The following is a 17,942-nucleotide window of genomic DNA, read 5'->3' on the forward strand; positions in this document are numbered from 1 at the left end:
GCATAAGTGGTGAAAAGTGGCGTGAAGTGGGTTTTTTGGGCGTAAAACGCTAATATTTGGAGATGCGATCAGTGTTTCGCGGAGCCAACGCAATCAGTCTCGATGCCAAGGGCCGTCTCGCAATGCCGAGCCGGTACCGTGACGAGTTGATTTCGAAGAGCTCCGGGCAACTGATCGTGACCATTGATGCCGTCGATCCCTGCTTGTGTGTGTACCCCCTCGACGAGTGGGAATTGATTGAAACCAAGCTTCGGGCGTTGCCTTCATTGCGTGAAGAAAACCGCCGTTTGCAACGTCTGTTGATTGGTAACGCTGTCGACCTTGAGCTCGATGGCAGTGGTCGTTTTCTGGTACCGCCGCGTTTGCGTGAATATGCCAGGTTGGATAAGCGCGCAATGCTGGTGGGCCAGCTGAACAAGTTTCAACTGTGGGACGAGGATGCTTGGGAAGCTGTTTCTGCCGCTGACCTTGCAGCCATTCAACAACCGGGCGCGATGCCTGACGAACTGCGTGATTTAATCCTGTGACTATAGATAGCGGCTTCAACCACATCACCGTACTGCTCGACGAAGCCGTAGAGGCTCTCGCCGTACGTCCTGATGGATGCTATCTGGATGGCACCTTCGGTCGCGGCGGACATAGCCGCCTGATACTCCAGAAGCTGGGCCCTGAGGGGCAACTGCTCGGGTTCGATAAAGATCCACAAGCGATTGCCACCGGGCAAGCGCTGGCGGCCGAAGACGGCCGCTTTGTCATTGTGCAGCGTAGTTTTGCCGAAATGGGATCCGAAATTGCCGAGCGCGGGCTGGCCGGCAAGGTTGACGGCATATTGCTCGACCTGGGCGTGTCTTCGCCGCAGCTCGACGATCCAGAGCGCGGCTTCAGCTTCATGAATGACGGCCCTCTGGACATGCGCATGGACCCGGACCGCGGCATCAGTGCTGCCGAGTTCGTCAACACAGCCTCGCAAGAGGAAATCGCCCGCGTCTTCAAGGAATACGGCGAAGAGCGTTTTTCCGGGCGCATGGCCCGTGCTGTTGTCGAGCGTCGCGACATCAAGCCGTTCGAGCGCACTGGCGATCTGGCAGAAGTCCTGAAAGTGGCCAACCCGGCCTGGGAAAAGGGCAAACACCCGGCAACCCGTACTTTCCAGGGCCTGCGTATTCATGTGAACAACGAACTGGGTGACCTTGAGGCTGGCCTTGAAGCTGCCCTTGAGTCTCTGGCTATCGGCGGCCGCCTGGTCGTCATCAGCTTCCACTCGCTGGAAGACCGCATCGTCAAGCTGTTCATGCGCAAACTGGTCAAGGGCGAGCCTGACAATCTGCCACGCGGCTTGCCCGTGCAGCACGTTGCCTTTGATCCGAAAATCAAGATTCATGGCAAGGCACAGACCGCGTCTGATGCCGAACTCAAAGCCAATCCGCGCTCGCGCAGCGCTGTAATGCGCGTCGCGGAGAAGCTTCGTTGAACAAGCTCTTCGCCAAACCACTTCCCGGCGGAAGTTTTTTCATGCTGCTGTTGTTTATTGGCGTGCTGGTTTCGGCTGTGGGCGTTTCCTATAGCGCCCACTGGAACCGCCAGTTGCTCAACACCCTTTACGGGGAGCTGAGCGTACGTGACAAGGCGCAGGCCGAATGGGGCCGTCTGATTCTCGAACAGAGCACCTGGACTGCCCATAGCCGCATCGAAACCCTGGCCAGCGAACAACTGAAGATGCGCATTCCAGGCGCTGCAGAAGTTCGAATGGTGGCGCCATGATCAAACTCGAAGGCGCGCTTTACCCATGGCGTTTTCGTGTGGTGCTGGCATTGCTGGCACTGCTGGTAGGCGCAATCGCGTGCCAGATTGTGTATCTGCAAGTGATCGACCATGACTTCCTCAAGGGTCAGGGTGATGCCCGCAGCTTGCGGCATATCCCCATCCCTGCGCACCGTGGCCTGATTACCGACCGTAATGGCGAGCCCTTGGCCGTGAGTACGCCGGTGACCACCCTGTGGGCCAATGCCAAAGAAATGCAGGTTGCCAAAGACCGTTGGCCTGCATTGGCGCACGCGCTTGGGCAAGATCCCAAGGTGCTGACTGCGCGTCTGGAGCAGCAAGCCAATAAAGAGTTTATCTACCTGGTCCGGGGCCTGACCCCTGAGCAGGGCCAGGTCGTGCTCGACCTCAAGGTGCCGGGCGTTTATGGCATTGAAGAGTTTCGTCGCTTCTACCCGGCGGGCGAAGTGACTGCGCACATGGTCGGCTTTACCGATATTGATGACAAAGGCCGTGAGGGCGTCGAACTGGCCTATGACGAGTGGCTGGCCGGTGTGCCGGGCAAACGACAGGTCATCAAGGATCGACGCGGCCGCCTGATCAAAGACGTGCAAGTGACCAAAAACGCCAAGGCTGGCAAGACCTTGGCGTTGTCGATTGACCTGCGCCTGCAATATCTGGCCAACCGCGAACTGCGCAATGCGCTGGTCGAAAACGGTGCCAAGGCCGGCAGCCTGGTGATCATGGATGTAAAGACCGGCGAGATTCTGGCCATGGTCAACCAACCCACCTATAACCCGAACAACCGGCGCAACCTGCAACCGGCGATGATGCGTAACCGCGCGATGATCGACGTGTTCGAACCGGGCTCGACGGTCAAGCCGATCTCCATGAGTGCTGCCCTGGAAACCGGGCGCTGGAAACCCACCGACAAGGTTGAGGTGTATCCGGGCACCTTGCAGCTGGGCAAGTACACCATTCGTGACGTATCGCGCACTGAAGGTCCGGTCCTCGACCTGACCGGCATCCTGATCAACTCCAGTAACGTGGGCATGAGTAAGGTGGCCTTCGATATCGGTGGCGAAGCGATCTTCCGCCAGATGGCCAAGATGGGCCTGGGGCAAGACACCGGCCTGGGTTTCCCGGGTGAGCGTGTCGGTAACCTGCCCAACTACCGCGAGTGGCGCAAGGCTGAAACCGCGACCCTGTCTTACGGCTACGGCGTGTCCGTCACCGCTATCCAGCTGGTCCACGCGTTCTCGGCATTGGCCAACAACGGCAAGCTTGCCCCGCTGACCCTGCTCAAAACTGACAAGGACAGGCCTGTAGAGGCTACTCAAGTCATGCCCGAACAAGTCGCCAAAACGGTGCAGGGCATGCTTCAGGAAGTAATCGAAAACCCGCGTGGTGTATGGCGTGCCAAGGTTCCGGCATATCACGTCGGCGGCAAGTCGGGTACGGCGCGTAAAACCACTGGTGGTGGCGTAAAAGGCTACGCAGTGAACTCCTACCGTTCCCTGTTTGCAGGCTTTGGGCCCATGAGCGACCCGCGTTACGCGATCGTTGTAGTGATCGATGAACCGAGCAAGGCGGGCTACTTCGGTGGTTTGGTTTCCGCTCCGGTATTCAGCAAAGTCATGTCCGGCACGTTGCGACTGATGAACGTGATCCCGGATAACCTGCCAACGGCAGCGGAGCAACAAGCAGCGGCAGCCGCTGCAGCAGCCAAAGGAGGGCGCGGCTAATGTCCCTGAGCCTGAACAAGATTTTCCCTCACGCCGGTCACGATCTATTGATTCGTGAGCTGACCCTCGACAGTCGCAATGTACGCGCAGGTGATCTGTTCCTTGCGGTGCCTGGCGGCAAGCTCGATGGTCGCGAACACATTGCCGACGCGCTCAAGCGCGGCGCTGCTGCCGTGGCGTATGAAGTGGACGGGGCTGATGTGCTGCCCATCTCTGCGGTGCCGCTGATTCCGGTCAAAGGCCTGGTGGCGCAGTTGTCGGATATTGCCGGGCGCTTTTATGGTGAGCCCAGCCGACATCTGAATCTGGTTGGGGTCACTGGCACCAACGGCAAAACCAGCGTCACTCAGCTGGTGGCCCAGGCGCTTGACCTGCTGGGTCAGCACTGCGGCATCGTCGGCACCCTGGGCACCGGGTTCTATGGCGCGCTGCAAAGCGGTCGCCACACCACGCCGGACCCGATTGCCGTACAAGCCATGCTGGCCGACCTGAAAAAGGCCGGCGCCAAAGCGGTGGCAATGGAGGTTTCCTCCCACGGTCTGGATCAAGGTCGCGTCAGTGCACTGGCATTCGATGTCGCGGTGTTGACCAACCTGTCCCGCGATCATCTGGATTACCACGGCACGATGGAGGCTTACGCCGCTGCCAAGGCCAAGCTGTTTGCCTGGCAGGACCTGCGCTGTCGGGTGCTGAACCTGGACGATGAGTTTGGTCGTCAGCTGGCCGGCGAAAAGCATGGCTCGCGTCTGATCAGCTATAGCCTCGAAGATACCGGCGCCACCCTGTATTGCCGTGATGCGATCTTTGACGACGATGGCGTGCGCGCCACCGTGGTAACCGCACAAGGCGAGCATCTGTTGCGCAGCTCCCTGCTGGGGCGCTTCAACCTGAGCAACGTATTGGCTGCCGTTGGAGCCTTGCTTGGGCTGGACTACCCGCTGGACGAAATTCTCAAAGTGCTGCCCAAACTGGAAGGCCCGGTCGGGCGCATGCAGCGTTTGGGTGGCGGCAACAAGCCGCTGGTGGTGGTTGACTACGCCCACACCCCGGATGCACTGGAAAAAGTACTGCTGGCCCTGCGCCCGCATGCCAAAGGCCAGTTGCTGTGCCTGTTCGGCTGCGGCGGCGACCGTGACCGCGGCAAGCGTCCGTTGATGGCGCAGGTGGTCGAGCGTTTGGCTGACGGTGTTCTGGTCACTGACGACAACCCGCGCACCGAAGCGCCGGGGCAAATTTTCGATGACATCCGAGAAGGTTTTGTCGCGCCGCAGGACGTTACGTTTGTCGCGGGCCGTGGCGATGCCATTGCTCAACTGATCGCCGGTTCCAACGCTGATGACGTGATCGTGCTGGCGGGTAAAGGTCATGAGGACTATCAGGAAATCAACGGCGAACGCCATGACTTTTCTGATCTGGTCGAAGCCGAAAAAGCCTTGAACGCCTGGGAGGCTGCCCATGCTTAAGCCTCTGTTGCTCAGTGAAGTGGCTGCTGCCCTGCAGGGGCGTGTGGTTGATGTCGACTGCCGTTTCAGTGGGGTCAGCATCGACAGCCGGGCGATCAGCAAGGGTCAGCTGTTTATTGCACTGACCGGCCCGCGCTTCGATGGTCACGACTACCTCAATGAAGTGGCTGCCAAGGGCGCCGTTGCCGCGCTGGTTGAGCGCGAGGTGCCAGAGTCGGCACTGCCGCAGCTTGTGGTTGCGGACACCCGCGAAGCACTGGGCCGACTGGGGGCGCTCAATCGTGCCGGCTACGACAAACCTGTGGCAGCGATCACAGGCTCCAGCGGCAAGACCACGGTTAAAGAAATGCTCGCCTGCATTCTGCGCACCCGAGGCCCGGTGCTGGCGACCAAAGGCAACCTGAACAACGACCTGGGCGTGCCGTTGACGCTGCTGGAACTGACAACTGAGCACACGGCTGCGGTCATTGAGCTGGGTGCTTCACGCCTCGGCGAAATTGCCTACACCGTGGCCATGACCCAGCCCCATGTCGCCGTGCTCAACAATGCCGGTACTGCCCACGTGGGCGAGTTCGGTGGCCCGGACAAAATCGTCGAGGCCAAAGGCGAAATCATCGAAGGACTGAAGGCCGACGGCATCGCTGTCCTGAACCTGGATGACAAGGCATTCGCCATCTGGAACAACCGGGCAGCGGGGCGCAAGGTGCTGAGTTTTGCCCTGAGCAACTCTCAAGCCGACTTTTATGCCAGCGATCTGAGCCGTGACGCACGCGGTTGCCCGGGCTTCACCTTGCACAGCCCGTTGGGTAGCGAGCGGGTACAACTTAACCTGTTGGGCACCCACAACGTGGCCAATGCACTGGCCGCCGCGGCAGCGGCTCACGCCCTCGGCGTGTCGCTGTTTGGTATCAAAACCGGCCTTGAAGCCGTGTTGCCGGTAAAAGGTCGTGCTGTCGCGCAATTGACCGCCGCGGGCCTGCGAATTATTGATGACACTTACAACGCAAACCCCACCTCAATGTGCGCTGCCGTTGATATACTCGCCGCCTTTTCCGGCCGCACCGTCCTGGTGCTCGGAGATATTGGCGAACTGGGTGAGTGGGCGGAGCAAGGACATCGTGAAGTAGGCGCTTATGCCGCCGACAAAGTTTCAGCGCTCTATGCGGTGGGACCCATGATGGCTCATGCCGTCACTGCTTTTGGACACCAGGCTCGTCACTTCGCCAATCAGGCTGACCTGATCAAGGCGCTTCGCGCTGAGCACGAAACAAACACCACTATTTTGATCAAGGGCTCGCGCAGCGCAGCGATGGAAAACGTCGTTGCGGCTTTGTGCGGTTCCAGCGGGGAGAAACATTAATGCTGCTGCTGCTAGCGGAGTATCTGCAACAGTTCTACAAAGGCTTCGCGGTCTTCCAGTACCTGTCCCTGCGCGGGATTCTAGGGGTGCTGACCGCCTTGACCTTGTCGCTGTGCCTAGGGCCGTGGATGATCCGCACCCTGCAAAACCGTCAGATCGGCCAGTCGGTGCGCAATGACGGCCCGCAATCGCATCTGTCCAAATCCGGCACTCCGACCATGGGCGGCGCGCTGATTCTGTCGGCCATCGCCATCAGCACCCTGTTGTGGGCTGATCTGAGCAACCGTTATGTGTGGGTCGTGCTGATCGTGACCCTGTTGTTCGGCGCCATCGGCTGGGTGGACGACTACCGCAAGGTCATCGAGAAAAACTCCCGTGGCCTGCCGAGCCGCTGGAAGTACTTCTGGCAGTCGGTATTCGGTCTGGGCGCGGCGATCTTTCTGTACGTGACGGCGCCAAGCGCAGTCGAAACCACCCTGATCCTGCCCATCCTCAAAGATGCCAGCATCCCGCTGGGTATCGGCTTTGTGGTACTCACCTACTTTGTGATTGTGGGTTCGAGCAACGCGGTCAACCTGACTGACGGCCTCGACGGCCTGGCAATCATGCCCACCGTGATGGTAGGCGGCGCACTGGGTATCTTCTGCTACCTGTCGGGCAACGTGAAATTTGCTGACTATCTGTTGATTCCCTATGTGCCGGGCGCGGGTGAGTTGATCGTGTTCTGCGGTGCGTTGATTGGCGCCGGTCTCGGCTTTTTGTGGTTCAACACCTACCCGGCGCAAGTGTTTATGGGCGATGTCGGCGCGCTGGCGCTGGGCGCAGCCCTGGGTACCATCGCCGTGATCGTGCGTCAGGAAATCGTGCTGTTCATCATGGGCGGTGTGTTCGTGATGGAAACCCTGTCCGTGGTGATCCAGGTAGCGTCCTTCAAGTTGACCGGCAAGCGGGTGTTCCGCATGGCGCCGATTCATCACCACTTTGAACTCAAAGGCTGGCCTGAGCCGCGTGTGATTGTCCGTTTCTGGATTATCACCGTGATCCTCGTGCTGGTTGGCCTTGCCACACTGAAGCTGAGGTAGAACCTGTGTCTCTGATCGCTTCTGACCACTTCCGCATCGTTGTCGGCCTCGGCAAAAGCGGCATGTCCCTGGTGCGCTTCCTGGCGCAACGGGGCGTGTCGTTTGCCGTGGCAGACACGCGGGAAAACCCGCCGGAGCTGGCCACGCTGCGCCGTGACTATCCGCAAGTGGAAGTGCGTTGTGGCGAGCTGGATGTCGAGTTCCTGTGCCGCGCCGACGAACTTTACGTGAGCCCCGGCCTGGCCCTGGCGACTCCGGCCCTGCAAGCCGCAGCGGCCCGTGGCGTGAAGCTGTCGGGCGACATCGACCTGTTCGCGCGTAACGCGAAAGCACCTATCGTGGCAATCAGCGGTTCCAATGCCAAAAGCACCGTGACCACCCTGGTCGGCGAAATGGCTGCAGCAGCCGGCAAGCGCGTGGCGGTGGGTGGCAATCTCGGCACGCCGGCACTGGACCTGCTCAGCGATGATACCGAGCTGTACGTGATGGAGCTGTCGAGCTTCCAGCTGGAGACCACCAACCATCTGGGTGCTGAAGTAGCCACTGTGCTCAATGTCAGCGAAGACCACATGGACCGCTACAGCGGCCTGCCTGCGTACCACCTGGCCAAGCACCGGATCTTCCGTGGCGCCCGCCAGGTAGTGGTCAATCGCCAGGATGCCCTGACCCGTCCGCTGATGAGCGAAGGTCAGCCGTGCTGGACCTTCGGCCTCAGCGCACCGGACTTCAAGGCTTTCGGCTTGCGTGAAGAAAACGGCGAAAAATACCTCGCCTTTGAATTCCAGAACCTGATGCCCGTTCGCGAGCTGAAGGTGCGTGGTGCGCACAATCAGGCCAATGCCCTGGCAGCCTTGGCCCTGGGCCACGCGGTGGGTCTGCCGTTCGACGCCATGCTCGCCAGCCTGCGCACTTTCACCGGCCTCGAGCATCGCTGCCAGTGGGTACGCGAACTGGATGGCGTGAGCTATTACAACGACTCCAAGGCCACCAACGTTGGCGCTGCACTGGCGGCCATCGAAGGGCTGGGCATGGACATGGAGGGCAAGCTGATCCTCATCGCTGGCGGCGACGGCAAGGGTGCGGATTTTAGCGGCCTGCGTGATTCGGTTGCCAAGTACTGCCGCGCGGTGGTGTTGATGGGGCGTGATGCGGGCTTGATCGCCGACGCTCTGGGCGACGGCGTACCGCAAGTGCGCGTCGAGTCGCTGGACGAGGCTATCGCACAAAGCCGTGCACTGGCTCAACCGGGTGATGCGGTGTTGCTGTCGCCAGCCTGCGCCAGTTTCGACATGTTCAAAAACTACGAAGAGCGCGGCCAGTTGTTCGCCCGTGCCGTGGAGGTGCTGGCATGATATTCGGCATCCTCAAGCCTTATCCTTCGCCGCTGATCACCGGGCGTGGCATCGACCTCGATTTCCCGTTGCTGGCCGGTTGCCTGGCCCTGCTCGGCCTGGGCCTGGTGATGATCACTTCAGCGTCGTCCGAAGTGGCGGCGTTGCAGTCGGGCAACACCCTGTACCACATGATCCGCCACCTGTTTTACATCGTGCTCGGCCTGGGCGCGTGCATCATGACCATGATGGTGCCGATCGCGACCTGGCAACGTATGGGCTTCATGTTGCTGATTGGTGCATTCGGTTTGCTGGTGGCGGTACTGATCCCGGGCATTGGCCGTGAGGTAAACGGCTCGATGCGCTGGATCGGTTTCAGCTTCTTCAACGTGCAGCCTTCGGAGATCGCCAAGGTCTTTGTGGTGATCTACCTGGCGGGCTATCTGGTGCGTCAGCAGAAGGAAGTGCGTGATAGCTGGATGGGCTTTTTCAAGCCATTTATCGTGTTGCTGCCGATGGCCGGCCTGCTGCTGATGGAGCCCGACTTCGGTGCCACGGTCGTGATGATGGGCGCCGCCGCTGCCATGCTGTTCCTCGGTGGCGTCGGCCTGTTCCGTTTCGCCCTGATGGTGGCGCTGGCAGTGGGGGCGGTATTCGTGCTGGTACAGGCGCAGCCTTACCGGATGGCGCGTTTGATCACCTTTACCGACCCGTGGTCCGACCAGTTTGGTTCCGGCTACCAGTTGACCCAGGCCCTGATCGCCTTCGGTCGCGGCGAGTGGTTTGGTGTCGGTCTGGGCAACAGTGTGCAGAAGCAGTTCTACCTGCCTGAAGCGCACACCGACTTTGTGTTTTCGGTACTGGCAGAAGAGCTGGGCGTTGTCGGCTCGCTGCTGACCGTGGCCTTGTTCGTGTTTGTGTGTGTGCGCGGCATGTACATCGGCATGTGGGCCGAGCGCGCCAAACAGTATTTCTCGGCTTATATGGCCTACGGCCTGTCGTTCCTGTGGATCGGCCAGTTCCTGATCAATATCGGGGTAAACGTCGGTTTGCTGCCAACCAAGGGCCTGACCCTGCCGTTCCTCAGTTATGGCGGCAGCTCGCTGGTGATTTGCTGCGTGTGTATGGGCTTGTTGCTGCGCATCGAGTGGGAGAGCCGTACCCACCTGGGCAGTGAAGAGACCGATTTCAAAGAAAGCGACTTCGCAGAGGAGCCGACCCATGGGCGCTAATGTGCTGATCATGGCGGGCGGCACCGGTGGCCACGTGTTCCCGGCGCTGGCCTGCGCACGGGAATTTCAGGCCCGCGGCTATACCGTGCACTGGCTCGGTACGCCCCGTGGCATCGAGAATGAACTGGTCGAGCCGGCCGGTTTCAAACTGCACCTGATCAACGTTGCCGGCCTGCGTGGCAAGAGCAAACTGTCGTTGCTCAAGGCGCCTTTTGTGCTGCTCAAGGCACTGTTCCAGGCGCGCAAGATTATTCGTCAGCTCAAACCGGTCTGCGTGCTCGGGTTTGGTGGTTACGTGACCGGGCCTGGCGGTCTGGCGGCGAAAACCTGTGGTGTGCCGGTGATCATTCACGAGCAGAACGCGGTCGCCGGTACGGCCAACCGCCTGCTGGTGCCCATGACCCAACGAGTGTGCGAAGCCTTCCCCGGAACCTTCGCCGCCTCGGACAACCTGCGCAGCACCGGCAACCCGGTACGCCCCGAACTGTTCAGCCTGGCGCCACGCGCCACACTCGAAGGGCGCAAGGCGCGCCTGCTGGTGTTGGGCGGCAGCCTGGGCGCCGAGCCGCTGAACAAGTTGTTGCCTGAAGCCCTGGCCCAGGTGCCAGCGGACATTCGCCCTGAAGTGTTCCATCAGGCCGGCAAACAGCACGATCAGATTACTGCCGAGCGCTATGCCGCGGTCGGCGTCGAGGCTGACGTACAGCCTTTTATCAAAGACATGGCCCATGCCTATGGCTGGGCCGACCTGGTGGTTTGTCGCGCAGGCGCGCTGACCGTCAGTGAACTGGCTGCGGCCGGTCTGCCTTCGCTGCTGGTGCCATTGCCCCACGCGATTGATGACCATCAGAGCCGTAACGCCGACTTTTTGGCACGCGAGGGCGCAGCCTTCCTGATGCCGCAAGCGACAACTGGCGCAGCCGAACTGGCTGCACGCCTGACAGAGGTTTTGATGCAACCGGAACGACTCAACAGCATGGCGGCCAATGCCCGCCGCCTGGCCAAACCCGATGCGACCCGCAACGTTGTAGATATCTGCCTGGAGGTGGCCAATGGTTGAGAATCAAAAAGCTATGCCACAACCGGAAATGCGCCGCATCCGTCGTATTCACTTTGTTGGTATCGGCGGCGTAGGCATGTGCGGTATCGCTGAAGTGTTGCTGAACCTGGGCTATGAAGTGTCGGGCTCGGACCTGAATGCATCGCCGGTGACCGAACGTCTTGAGTCGTTCGGCGCGCACATCTATATCGGCCACCGCGCCGAGAACGCTGCCAACGCCGATGTGCTGGTGGTATCGAGTGCCGTGAACACCTCTAACCCCGAGGTCGCGAATGCCCTGGAACGCCGCGTTCCGGTAGTGCCGCGTGCCGAGATGCTGGCCGAGCTGATGCGCTATCGCCACGGTATCGCCGTTGCCGGTACGCATGGCAAAACCACCACCACCAGCCTGCTGGCTTCGGTGTTCGCGGCCGGTGGCCTGGACCCGACGTTCGTGATCGGTGGCCGCCTGAATGCAGCCGGTACCAATGCACAGCTGGGCACCAGCCGTTACCTGATTGCCGAAGCTGACGAAAGCGATGCCAGCTTCCTGCACCTGCAGCCGATGGTTGCCGTGGTCACCAATATCGACGCCGACCACATGGCGACCTACGAGGGCGACTTCAACAAACTGAAGAAGACCTTCGTCGAGTTCCTGCACAACCTGCCGTTCTACGGTTTGGCCGTGCTGTGTCTGGATGACCCGGTGGTGCGTGAAATCCTGCCGCTGGTCAAGCGTCCGACCGTGACCTACGGCTTCAGCGAAAACGCGGACGTACGCGCGATCAATGTGCGCCAGCAAGGTATGCAGACGTTCTTCACCGTGCTGCGCCCAGAGCGCGAGCCGCTGGACGTTTCGGTGAACATGCCGGGCAACCACAACGTGCTCAATGCCCTGGCCACCATCTGCATTGCTTCTGATGAAGGCATCAGCGATGAAGCCATCGTTCAGGGCCTGTCGGGCTTTGAAGGGGTGGGGCGACGCTTCCAGGTTTATGGCGAGCTGCCCGTTGATGGCGGCAGTGTGATGCTGGTCGATGACTATGGTCACCACCCGACCGAAGTCGCTGCCGTGATCAAGGCCGTACGCGGTGGCTGGCCTGAGCGCCGCCTGGTGATGGTTTACCAGCCGCACCGTTTCAGCCGTACCCGCGATCTGTACGACGACTTCGTGCAGGTACTGGCCGATGCCAACGTATTGCTGTTGATGGAAGTCTACCCGGCTGGCGAAGAGCCAATCCCGGGTGCTGACAGCCGCCAGCTGTGCCACAGCATCCGCCAGCGCGGCCAGCTGGACCCTATCTACATCGAACGCGGCGTCGAGCTGGCGCCGATCGTCAAGCCGCTGCTGCGTGCTGGCGACATTCTGTTGTGCCAAGGGGCGGGCGATATCGGCCGTCTGGCACCGCAACTTATCAAGAGCCCGCTGTTTGCCGGTGCTGTCGTTGCCGCCACCAGTGAAGGAAAGTTGAAATGACTGCTGCCTACGCCAATCTGTTCTCGACCATTGCCCCTGCCGATTTTGGCCGCGTGGCCGTGTTGTTCGGCGGCAAAAGCGCTGAGCGTGAAGTTTCGCTGAAGTCGGGCAATGCCGTGCTGGGCGCGCTGCAAAGCGCCGGTGTGGATGCCTTCGGCATCGACGTGGGTGATGACTTCATCACCCGTATCACCAGCGAAAAAATCGACCGTGCGTTCATCATCCTCCACGGTCGTGGTGGTGAAGACGGCAGCATGCAAGGCCTGCTGGAATGCCTGGGCATTCCTTACACCGGCAGCGGCATCCTCGCTTCGGCGCTGGCCATGGACAAGCTGCGCACCAAACAGGTGTGGCACAGCCTGGGTATTCCAACGCCACGTCACGCGGTATTGAGCAGCGAAGCCGATTGTATTTCTGCGGCCAAGGAACTGAGCTTCCCTTTGATCGTCAAACCGGCTCATGAAGGTTCAAGTATCGGTATGGCCAAAGTGAGTAACGTGGACGAGTTGATCGCCGCGTGGGCCGATGCCAGCAAGTACGACTCGCAAGTTTTGGTTGAACAGTGGATCTCGGGTCCCGAGTTCACCATCGCCACTCTGCGTGACCAGGTGTTGCCTCCGATTGCCCTGGGTACGCCCCACACCTTTTACGACTACGACGCCAAGTACGTGGCCAACGATACCCAGTATCGAATCCCGTGCGGCCTCGACAGTGCCAAGGAACAAGAGCTCATGGACCTCACGGCGAAAGCCTGCGAGGCGATCGGCATTGCCGGTTGGGGCCGTCTGGACGTGATGCAGGACACCGCAGGCCAGTTCTGGCTGCTGGAAGTCAACACTGCGCCGGGCATGACCGACCACAGCCTGGTGCCGATGGCGGCCAAGGCGGCGGGTCTGGATTTCCAACAGCTGGTGCTGTCGATTCTGGCAGCAAGCATAGAGGCGCGAGGTTAAGTCCATGCAAGGTGCATCGCTTCGTCATCAACCACCCGCTCCCGGCCGCAAGCCGGTGCCGCGTGGCGCCAGCCGGATGGTGGCGAAAGAACCGATGTCGGTGCGTTTGCCAAAAGCCAATTTCGGCTTTTTGAAAGCCTTGTTCTGGCCAGTGCTGCTGGTGGCGTTGGGTTATGGCACCTACGAGGGTGCGCAGCGCCTGATGCCTTATGCCGACCGCCCGATTACCAATATCAATGTGCAGGGTGATTTGACCTATATCAGCCAGCAAGCCGTGCAGCAGCGCATTGCCCCGTATGTGGCAGCGAGCTTCTTCACCGTCGACCTGGAAGGCATGCGCACCGAGCTTGAGCAGATGCCCTGGATCGCCCACGCCGAAGTACGTCGCGTGTGGCCCGACCAGGTGGTTATTCGCCTTGAAGAGCAACTGCCGGTTGCGCGTTGGGGGGATGAGGCACTGCTGAACAACCAGGGCCAGGCGTTCACCCCGCGTGAGCTGGCCAATTACGAACATTTGCCGCAGCTGTTTGGTCCACAACGGGCTCAGCAGCAGGTGATGCAGCAGTATCAGGTGTTGAGCCAGATGCTGCGTCCGATGGGCTTTTCCATAGCCCGGCTGGAGTTGCGTGAGCGCGGTAGCTGGTTCCTGACCACTGGAGCCGGTAGTGCAGGGCCCGGGATCGAGCTGTTGTTGGGGCGCGATCACCTGGTAGAAAAAATGCGTCGCTTCATAGCCATCTATGAAAAAACGCTGAAAGAACAGATTACAAACATAGCGCGCATCGATTTGCGTTATGCCAACGGATTGGCCGTCGGCTGGCGGGAACCTGTGGCACCCACGATAGCCCAACCCGCTGTCGCGAAGAATTAAGAAGAGGCAGGACCCATGGCAAATGTGCAAAGCGGCAAAATGATCGTCGGCCTCGATATCGGCACCTCCAAGGTGGTTGCGCTGGTAGGCGAGGTCGGTGAAGACGGCACGATCGAAATCGTCGGTATTGGCACGCACCCGTCCCGTGGCCTGAAGAAAGGCGTGGTGGTGAACATCGAGTCCACCGTGCAATCGATCCAGCGCGCCATCGAAGAAGCGCAGCTGATGGCCGGTTGCCGGATTCACTCGGCGTTTGTCGGCGTTGCCGGCAACCACATTCGCAGCCTGAATTCCCACGGCATCGTGGCGATTCGTGATCGTGAAGTCAGCACTGCCGACCTTGAGCGCGTCCTCGACGCCGCCCAGGCTGTCGCGATCCCGGCTGATCAGCGTGTGCTGCACACCCTGGCGCAGGACTATGTGATCGACAACCAGGAAGGCGTACGTGAGCCACTGGGCATGTCGGGCGTACGTCTGGAAGCCAAGGTGCACGTAGTGACCTGCGCCGTGAATGCCGCACAGAACATCGAGAAGTGCGTACGCCGCTGCGGCCTTGAGGTGGACGACATCATCCTTGAGCAACTGGCGTCGGCCTACTCGGTACTGACCGATGACGAAAAAGAGCTGGGCGTTTGCCTGGTTGATATCGGCGGCGGTACCACCGACATCGCGATCTTCACCGAAGGCGCGATTCGCCATACGGCAGTGATCCCGATCGCGGGTGACCAGGTGACCAACGACATCGCCATGGCGCTGCGTACACCGACCCAATATGCCGAAGAAATCAAGATTCGTTACGCCTGTGCCCTGGCCAAACTGGCCGGTGCCGGCGAAACCATCAAGGTGCCAAGCGTGGGTGATCGCCCACCGCGTGAACTGTCCCGTCAGGCCCTGGCCGAAGTGGTCGAGCCGCGTTACGACGAACTGTTCACCCTGATTCAGGCCGAGCTGCGTCGCAGCGGTTACGAAGACCTGATCCCGGCGGGCATCGTGTTGACCGGTGGTACTTCAAAGATGGAAGGCGCGGTCGAGTTGGCCGAAGAGATCTTCCACATGCCGGTCCGTCTGGGTGTGCCGCACAGTTTCAAGGGCTTGACCGACGTTGTGCGCAATCCGATTTATTCCACCGCTGTGGGCTTGTTGTTGTACGGGCTGCAAAAGCAGTCAGACGGTATTTCGATATCGGGTATCAGCAACCGCGACAACTACAGCAGTGAAGAACAAAAAGCCCCTGTGCTTGAGCGCCTCAAGCGCTGGGTACAGGGCAACTTTTAAAGCTTGAGCTGTAAACAGATTCAAAGCGGTAGAAGTAGGCGAAAAAAACTAGAGAAATGAAAGGAGAGGGACCATGTTCGAACTCGTAGACAACATCCCGCAAAGCCCGGTAATCAAAGTTATCGGTGTTGGTGGTGGCGGTGGCAATGCTGTTAACCACATGGTTAAGAGCAACATCGAAGGCGTGGAATTCATCTGCGCCAACACCGACGCACAAGCGCTGAAAAGCATTGGTGCGCGTACCATCCTGCAACTGGGCACTGGCGTGACCAAGGGCCTGGGTGCCGGCGCGAATCCTGAGGTCGGTCGTCAGGCCGCCCTGGAAGACCGCGAGCGCATCGCTGAAGTGTTGCAGGGCACCAATATGGTGTTCATCACCACGGGCATGGGCGGTGGTACCGGTACCGGTGCTGCGCCGATCATTGCCGAAGTGGCCAAGGAAATGGGCATCCTCACCGTTGCGGTGGTGACCCGTCCGTTCCCGTTCGAAGGTCGCAAGCGCATGCAGATCGCCGACGAAGGTATTCGTCTGCTGTCCGAAAGCGTCGATTCGTTGATCACGATTCCGAACGAAAAACTGCTCACCATCCTGGGCAAAGACGCCAGCCTGCTGTCGGCTTTCGCCAAGGCCGATGACGTACTGGCCGGTGCCGTTCGCGGTATCTCCGACATCATCAAGCGTCCGGGCATGATCAACGTCGACTTTGCCGACGTGCGTACCGTGATGAGCGAAATGGGCATGGCGATGATGGGCACTGGCTGCGCCAGCGGTCCGAACCGTGCACGTGAGGCCACCGAAGCGGCCATTCGCAACCCGTTGCTTGAAGACGTGAACCTGGAAGGTGCTCGCGGCATCCTGGTGAACATCACCGCCGGCCCTGACCTGTCCCTGGGTGAGTACTCCGACGTGGGTAGCATCATCGAAGCTTTCGCTTCGGAGCACGCGATGGTTAAGGTCGGTACTGTTATCGATCCGGACATGCGCGACGAGCTGCATGTCACCGTGGTTGCTACTGGTCTGGGTGCAAAAATCGAGAAGCCGGTCAAGGTTGTCGACAACACCCTGCAGTCTTCGTACGCAGCCTCCGCGGCACACAGCGCTCCTGTTCGTCAGGAAACCCGTACCGAGCGTCAGGAACAACCGGTGGTCAACTACCGCGACCTGGACCGCCCGACCGTGATGCGTAATCAGGCCCAGCAAGGCGCAACGACCGCTGCCAAGCTCAATCCGCAAGATGATCTGGATTACCTGGACATCCCGGCTTTCCTGCGTCGTCAGGCTGATTAATGAAATCAATCAGGGGGATTAAGGTGATTGGTGTTCAGCAAAGGCTCGGTCTGCTATTATCGCCAGCCTTTGTTGATACCAGTTCGCAATTTGCGCTGAAGCGGCCAATGCCATGATTAAACAACGCACCCTGAAAAATATTATCCGTGCCACAGGTGTCGGCCTGCACTCCGGTGAGAAGGTCTACCTGACCCTCAAGCCTGCGCCTGTGGACACCGGCATCGTGTTTTGTCGTGCAGACCTTGACCCTGTTGTGCAGATCCCTGCGCGCGCGGAAAACGTCGGCGAGACAACGATGTCGACCACGTTGGTCAACGGCGACGTAAAAGTAGACACGGTAGAGCACCTGCTCTCGGCCATGGCTGGCCTGGGGATCGATAACGCCTACGTCGAACTCTCCGCGTCTGAAGTCCCGATTATGGACGGTAGCGCCGGACCTTTCGTGTTCTTGATTCAATCTGCCGGCCTGGAAGAACAGGACGCGCCGAAGAAATTCATCCGCATCCTGCGCGAAGTGACAGTGGAAGATGGCGACAAGCGCGCCACTTTCGTCCCTTTCGAAGGGTTCAAGGTGAGTTTCGAGATCGATTTCGATCACCCGGTTTTCCGTAACCGCACCCAAAGTGCAACCGTGGATTTTTCCAGCACTTCGTTTGTAAAAGAAGTCAGCCGCGCGCGTACCTTTGGTTTCATGAGTGATATCGAGTACCTGCGCAAGCACAACCTCGCACTCGGCGGTAGCGTGGAAAACGCCATCGTGGTCGACGCGGATGGTGTACTGAACGAAGACGGTCTTCGCTATGAAGATGAATTCGTGAAGCACAAGATCCTCGACGCAATTGGCGACCTTTACCTGTTGGGCAATAGCCTGATTGGTGAATTCAAGGGCTTCAAGTCTGGCCATGCACTGAACAACCAGCTGATTCGCAAGCTGCTTGAGCAGACCGATGCGTGGGAAGTCGTGACCTTTGAAGATGCCAGCACTGCACCGATCTCGTACATGCGTCCGGTTGCGGCAGTTTAAGTAAAACTTCTTTCTCTAGTTTTTGAAGGCCACCCCCGGGT

At 59.8% G+C, this 17,942-nt stretch carries 16 protein-coding genes; all 16 read left to right on the top strand.

Annotation, left to right across the window (positions count from 1 at the left end; genetic code table 11):
• The first annotated feature begins 71 nt into the window (after nt 1–71).
• On the top strand, nt 72–527 hold the full coding sequence (gene mraZ, locus CJU81_RS06270) for a division/cell wall cluster transcriptional repressor MraZ (RefSeq protein ID WP_095035941.1): 456 nt from the start codon (nt 72–74) through the stop codon (nt 525–527).
• Nucleotides 524–1,471 carry a 16S rRNA (cytosine(1402)-N(4))-methyltransferase RsmH gene (gene rsmH / locus CJU81_RS06275; RefSeq protein WP_441007405.1) on the top strand — a complete coding sequence of 316 codons (948 nt, stop codon included), beginning with the start codon at nt 524–526 and terminating at the stop codon, nt 1,469–1,471. The genes mraZ and rsmH overlap by 4 nt, the downstream gene beginning before the upstream one ends.
• Nucleotides 1,468–1,761 carry a cell division protein FtsL gene (gene ftsL, locus CJU81_RS06280; RefSeq protein WP_019823808.1) on the top strand — a complete coding sequence of 98 codons (294 nt, stop codon included), beginning with the start codon at nt 1,468–1,470 and terminating at the stop codon, nt 1,759–1,761. The genes rsmH and ftsL overlap by 4 nt, the downstream gene beginning before the upstream one ends.
• Nucleotides 1,758–3,506 carry a peptidoglycan D,D-transpeptidase FtsI family protein gene (locus CJU81_RS06285; RefSeq protein WP_095035942.1) on the top strand — a complete coding sequence of 583 codons (1,749 nt, stop codon included), beginning with the start codon at nt 1,758–1,760 and terminating at the stop codon, nt 3,504–3,506. Before ftsL ends, CJU81_RS06285 begins: the two co-directional genes overlap by 4 nt.
• A complete protein-coding gene (locus CJU81_RS06290; RefSeq protein ID WP_095035943.1) occupies nt 3,506–4,969 on the top strand; it encodes a UDP-N-acetylmuramoyl-L-alanyl-D-glutamate--2,6-diaminopimelate ligase in 1,464 nt (487 codons plus the stop codon). The genes CJU81_RS06285 and CJU81_RS06290 overlap by 1 nt, the downstream gene beginning before the upstream one ends.
• Nucleotides 4,962–6,329 carry a UDP-N-acetylmuramoyl-tripeptide--D-alanyl-D-alanine ligase gene (locus CJU81_RS06295; protein ID WP_095035944.1) on the top strand — a complete coding sequence of 456 codons (1,368 nt, stop codon included), beginning with the start codon at nt 4,962–4,964 and terminating at the stop codon, nt 6,327–6,329. Before CJU81_RS06290 ends, CJU81_RS06295 begins: the two co-directional genes overlap by 8 nt.
• A complete protein-coding gene (gene mraY / locus CJU81_RS06300; protein WP_083369779.1) occupies nt 6,329–7,411 on the top strand; it encodes a phospho-N-acetylmuramoyl-pentapeptide-transferase in 1,083 nt (360 codons plus the stop codon). Before CJU81_RS06295 ends, mraY begins: the two co-directional genes overlap by 1 nt.
• Before the next feature lie 5 nt (nt 7,412–7,416).
• Complete coding sequence (gene murD, locus CJU81_RS06305) at nt 7,417–8,763, top strand: UDP-N-acetylmuramoyl-L-alanine--D-glutamate ligase (protein ID WP_095035945.1); 1,347 nt, start codon at nt 7,417–7,419, stop codon at nt 8,761–8,763.
• Nucleotides 8,760–9,974: a putative lipid II flippase FtsW gene (ftsW, locus tag CJU81_RS06310; protein WP_095035946.1), complete on the top strand. Its 1,215-nt coding sequence runs from the start codon at nt 8,760–8,762 to the stop codon at nt 9,972–9,974. Before murD ends, ftsW begins: the two co-directional genes overlap by 4 nt.
• Nucleotides 9,964–11,034, top strand: coding sequence for an undecaprenyldiphospho-muramoylpentapeptide beta-N-acetylglucosaminyltransferase (murG, locus tag CJU81_RS06315; protein ID WP_095035947.1), 1,071 nt, complete (start codon nt 9,964–9,966; stop codon nt 11,032–11,034). The genes ftsW and murG overlap by 11 nt, the downstream gene beginning before the upstream one ends.
• Nucleotides 11,027–12,490, top strand: coding sequence for a UDP-N-acetylmuramate--L-alanine ligase (gene murC / locus CJU81_RS06320; RefSeq protein ID WP_095035948.1), 1,464 nt, complete (start codon nt 11,027–11,029; stop codon nt 12,488–12,490). Before murG ends, murC begins: the two co-directional genes overlap by 8 nt.
• Nucleotides 12,487–13,443 (top strand): D-alanine--D-alanine ligase, encoded by a 957-nt coding sequence (locus CJU81_RS06325; RefSeq protein ID WP_095030366.1) that lies wholly within the window; start codon nt 12,487–12,489, stop codon nt 13,441–13,443. The genes murC and CJU81_RS06325 overlap by 4 nt, the downstream gene beginning before the upstream one ends.
• A gap of 4 nt (nt 13,444–13,447) precedes the next feature.
• A complete protein-coding gene (locus CJU81_RS06330; protein WP_095001532.1) occupies nt 13,448–14,314 on the top strand; it encodes a cell division protein FtsQ/DivIB in 867 nt (288 codons plus the stop codon).
• Between the two features lie 15 nt (nt 14,315–14,329).
• Entirely contained in the window at nt 14,330–15,589 is a 1,260-nt protein-coding gene (ftsA, locus tag CJU81_RS06335) for a cell division protein FtsA (RefSeq protein WP_095035949.1), read from the top strand.
• A gap of 73 nt (nt 15,590–15,662) precedes the next feature.
• Entirely contained in the window at nt 15,663–16,877 is a 1,215-nt protein-coding gene (gene ftsZ / locus CJU81_RS06340) for a cell division protein FtsZ (RefSeq protein WP_095030365.1), read from the top strand.
• A gap of 112 nt (nt 16,878–16,989) precedes the next feature.
• Nucleotides 16,990–17,901, top strand: a complete 912-nt coding sequence (gene lpxC / locus CJU81_RS06345; RefSeq protein ID WP_019823785.1) for a UDP-3-O-acyl-N-acetylglucosamine deacetylase — start codon at nt 16,990–16,992, stop codon at nt 17,899–17,901.
• The last annotated feature ends 41 nt before the right edge of the window (nt 17,902–17,942 follow it).

The sequence above is a fragment of the Pseudomonas fragi genome, assembly GCF_002269505.1.
In the GTDB taxonomy this organism is placed as follows: Bacteria; Pseudomonadota; Gammaproteobacteria; order Pseudomonadales; family Pseudomonadaceae; genus Aquipseudomonas; species Aquipseudomonas fragi_D.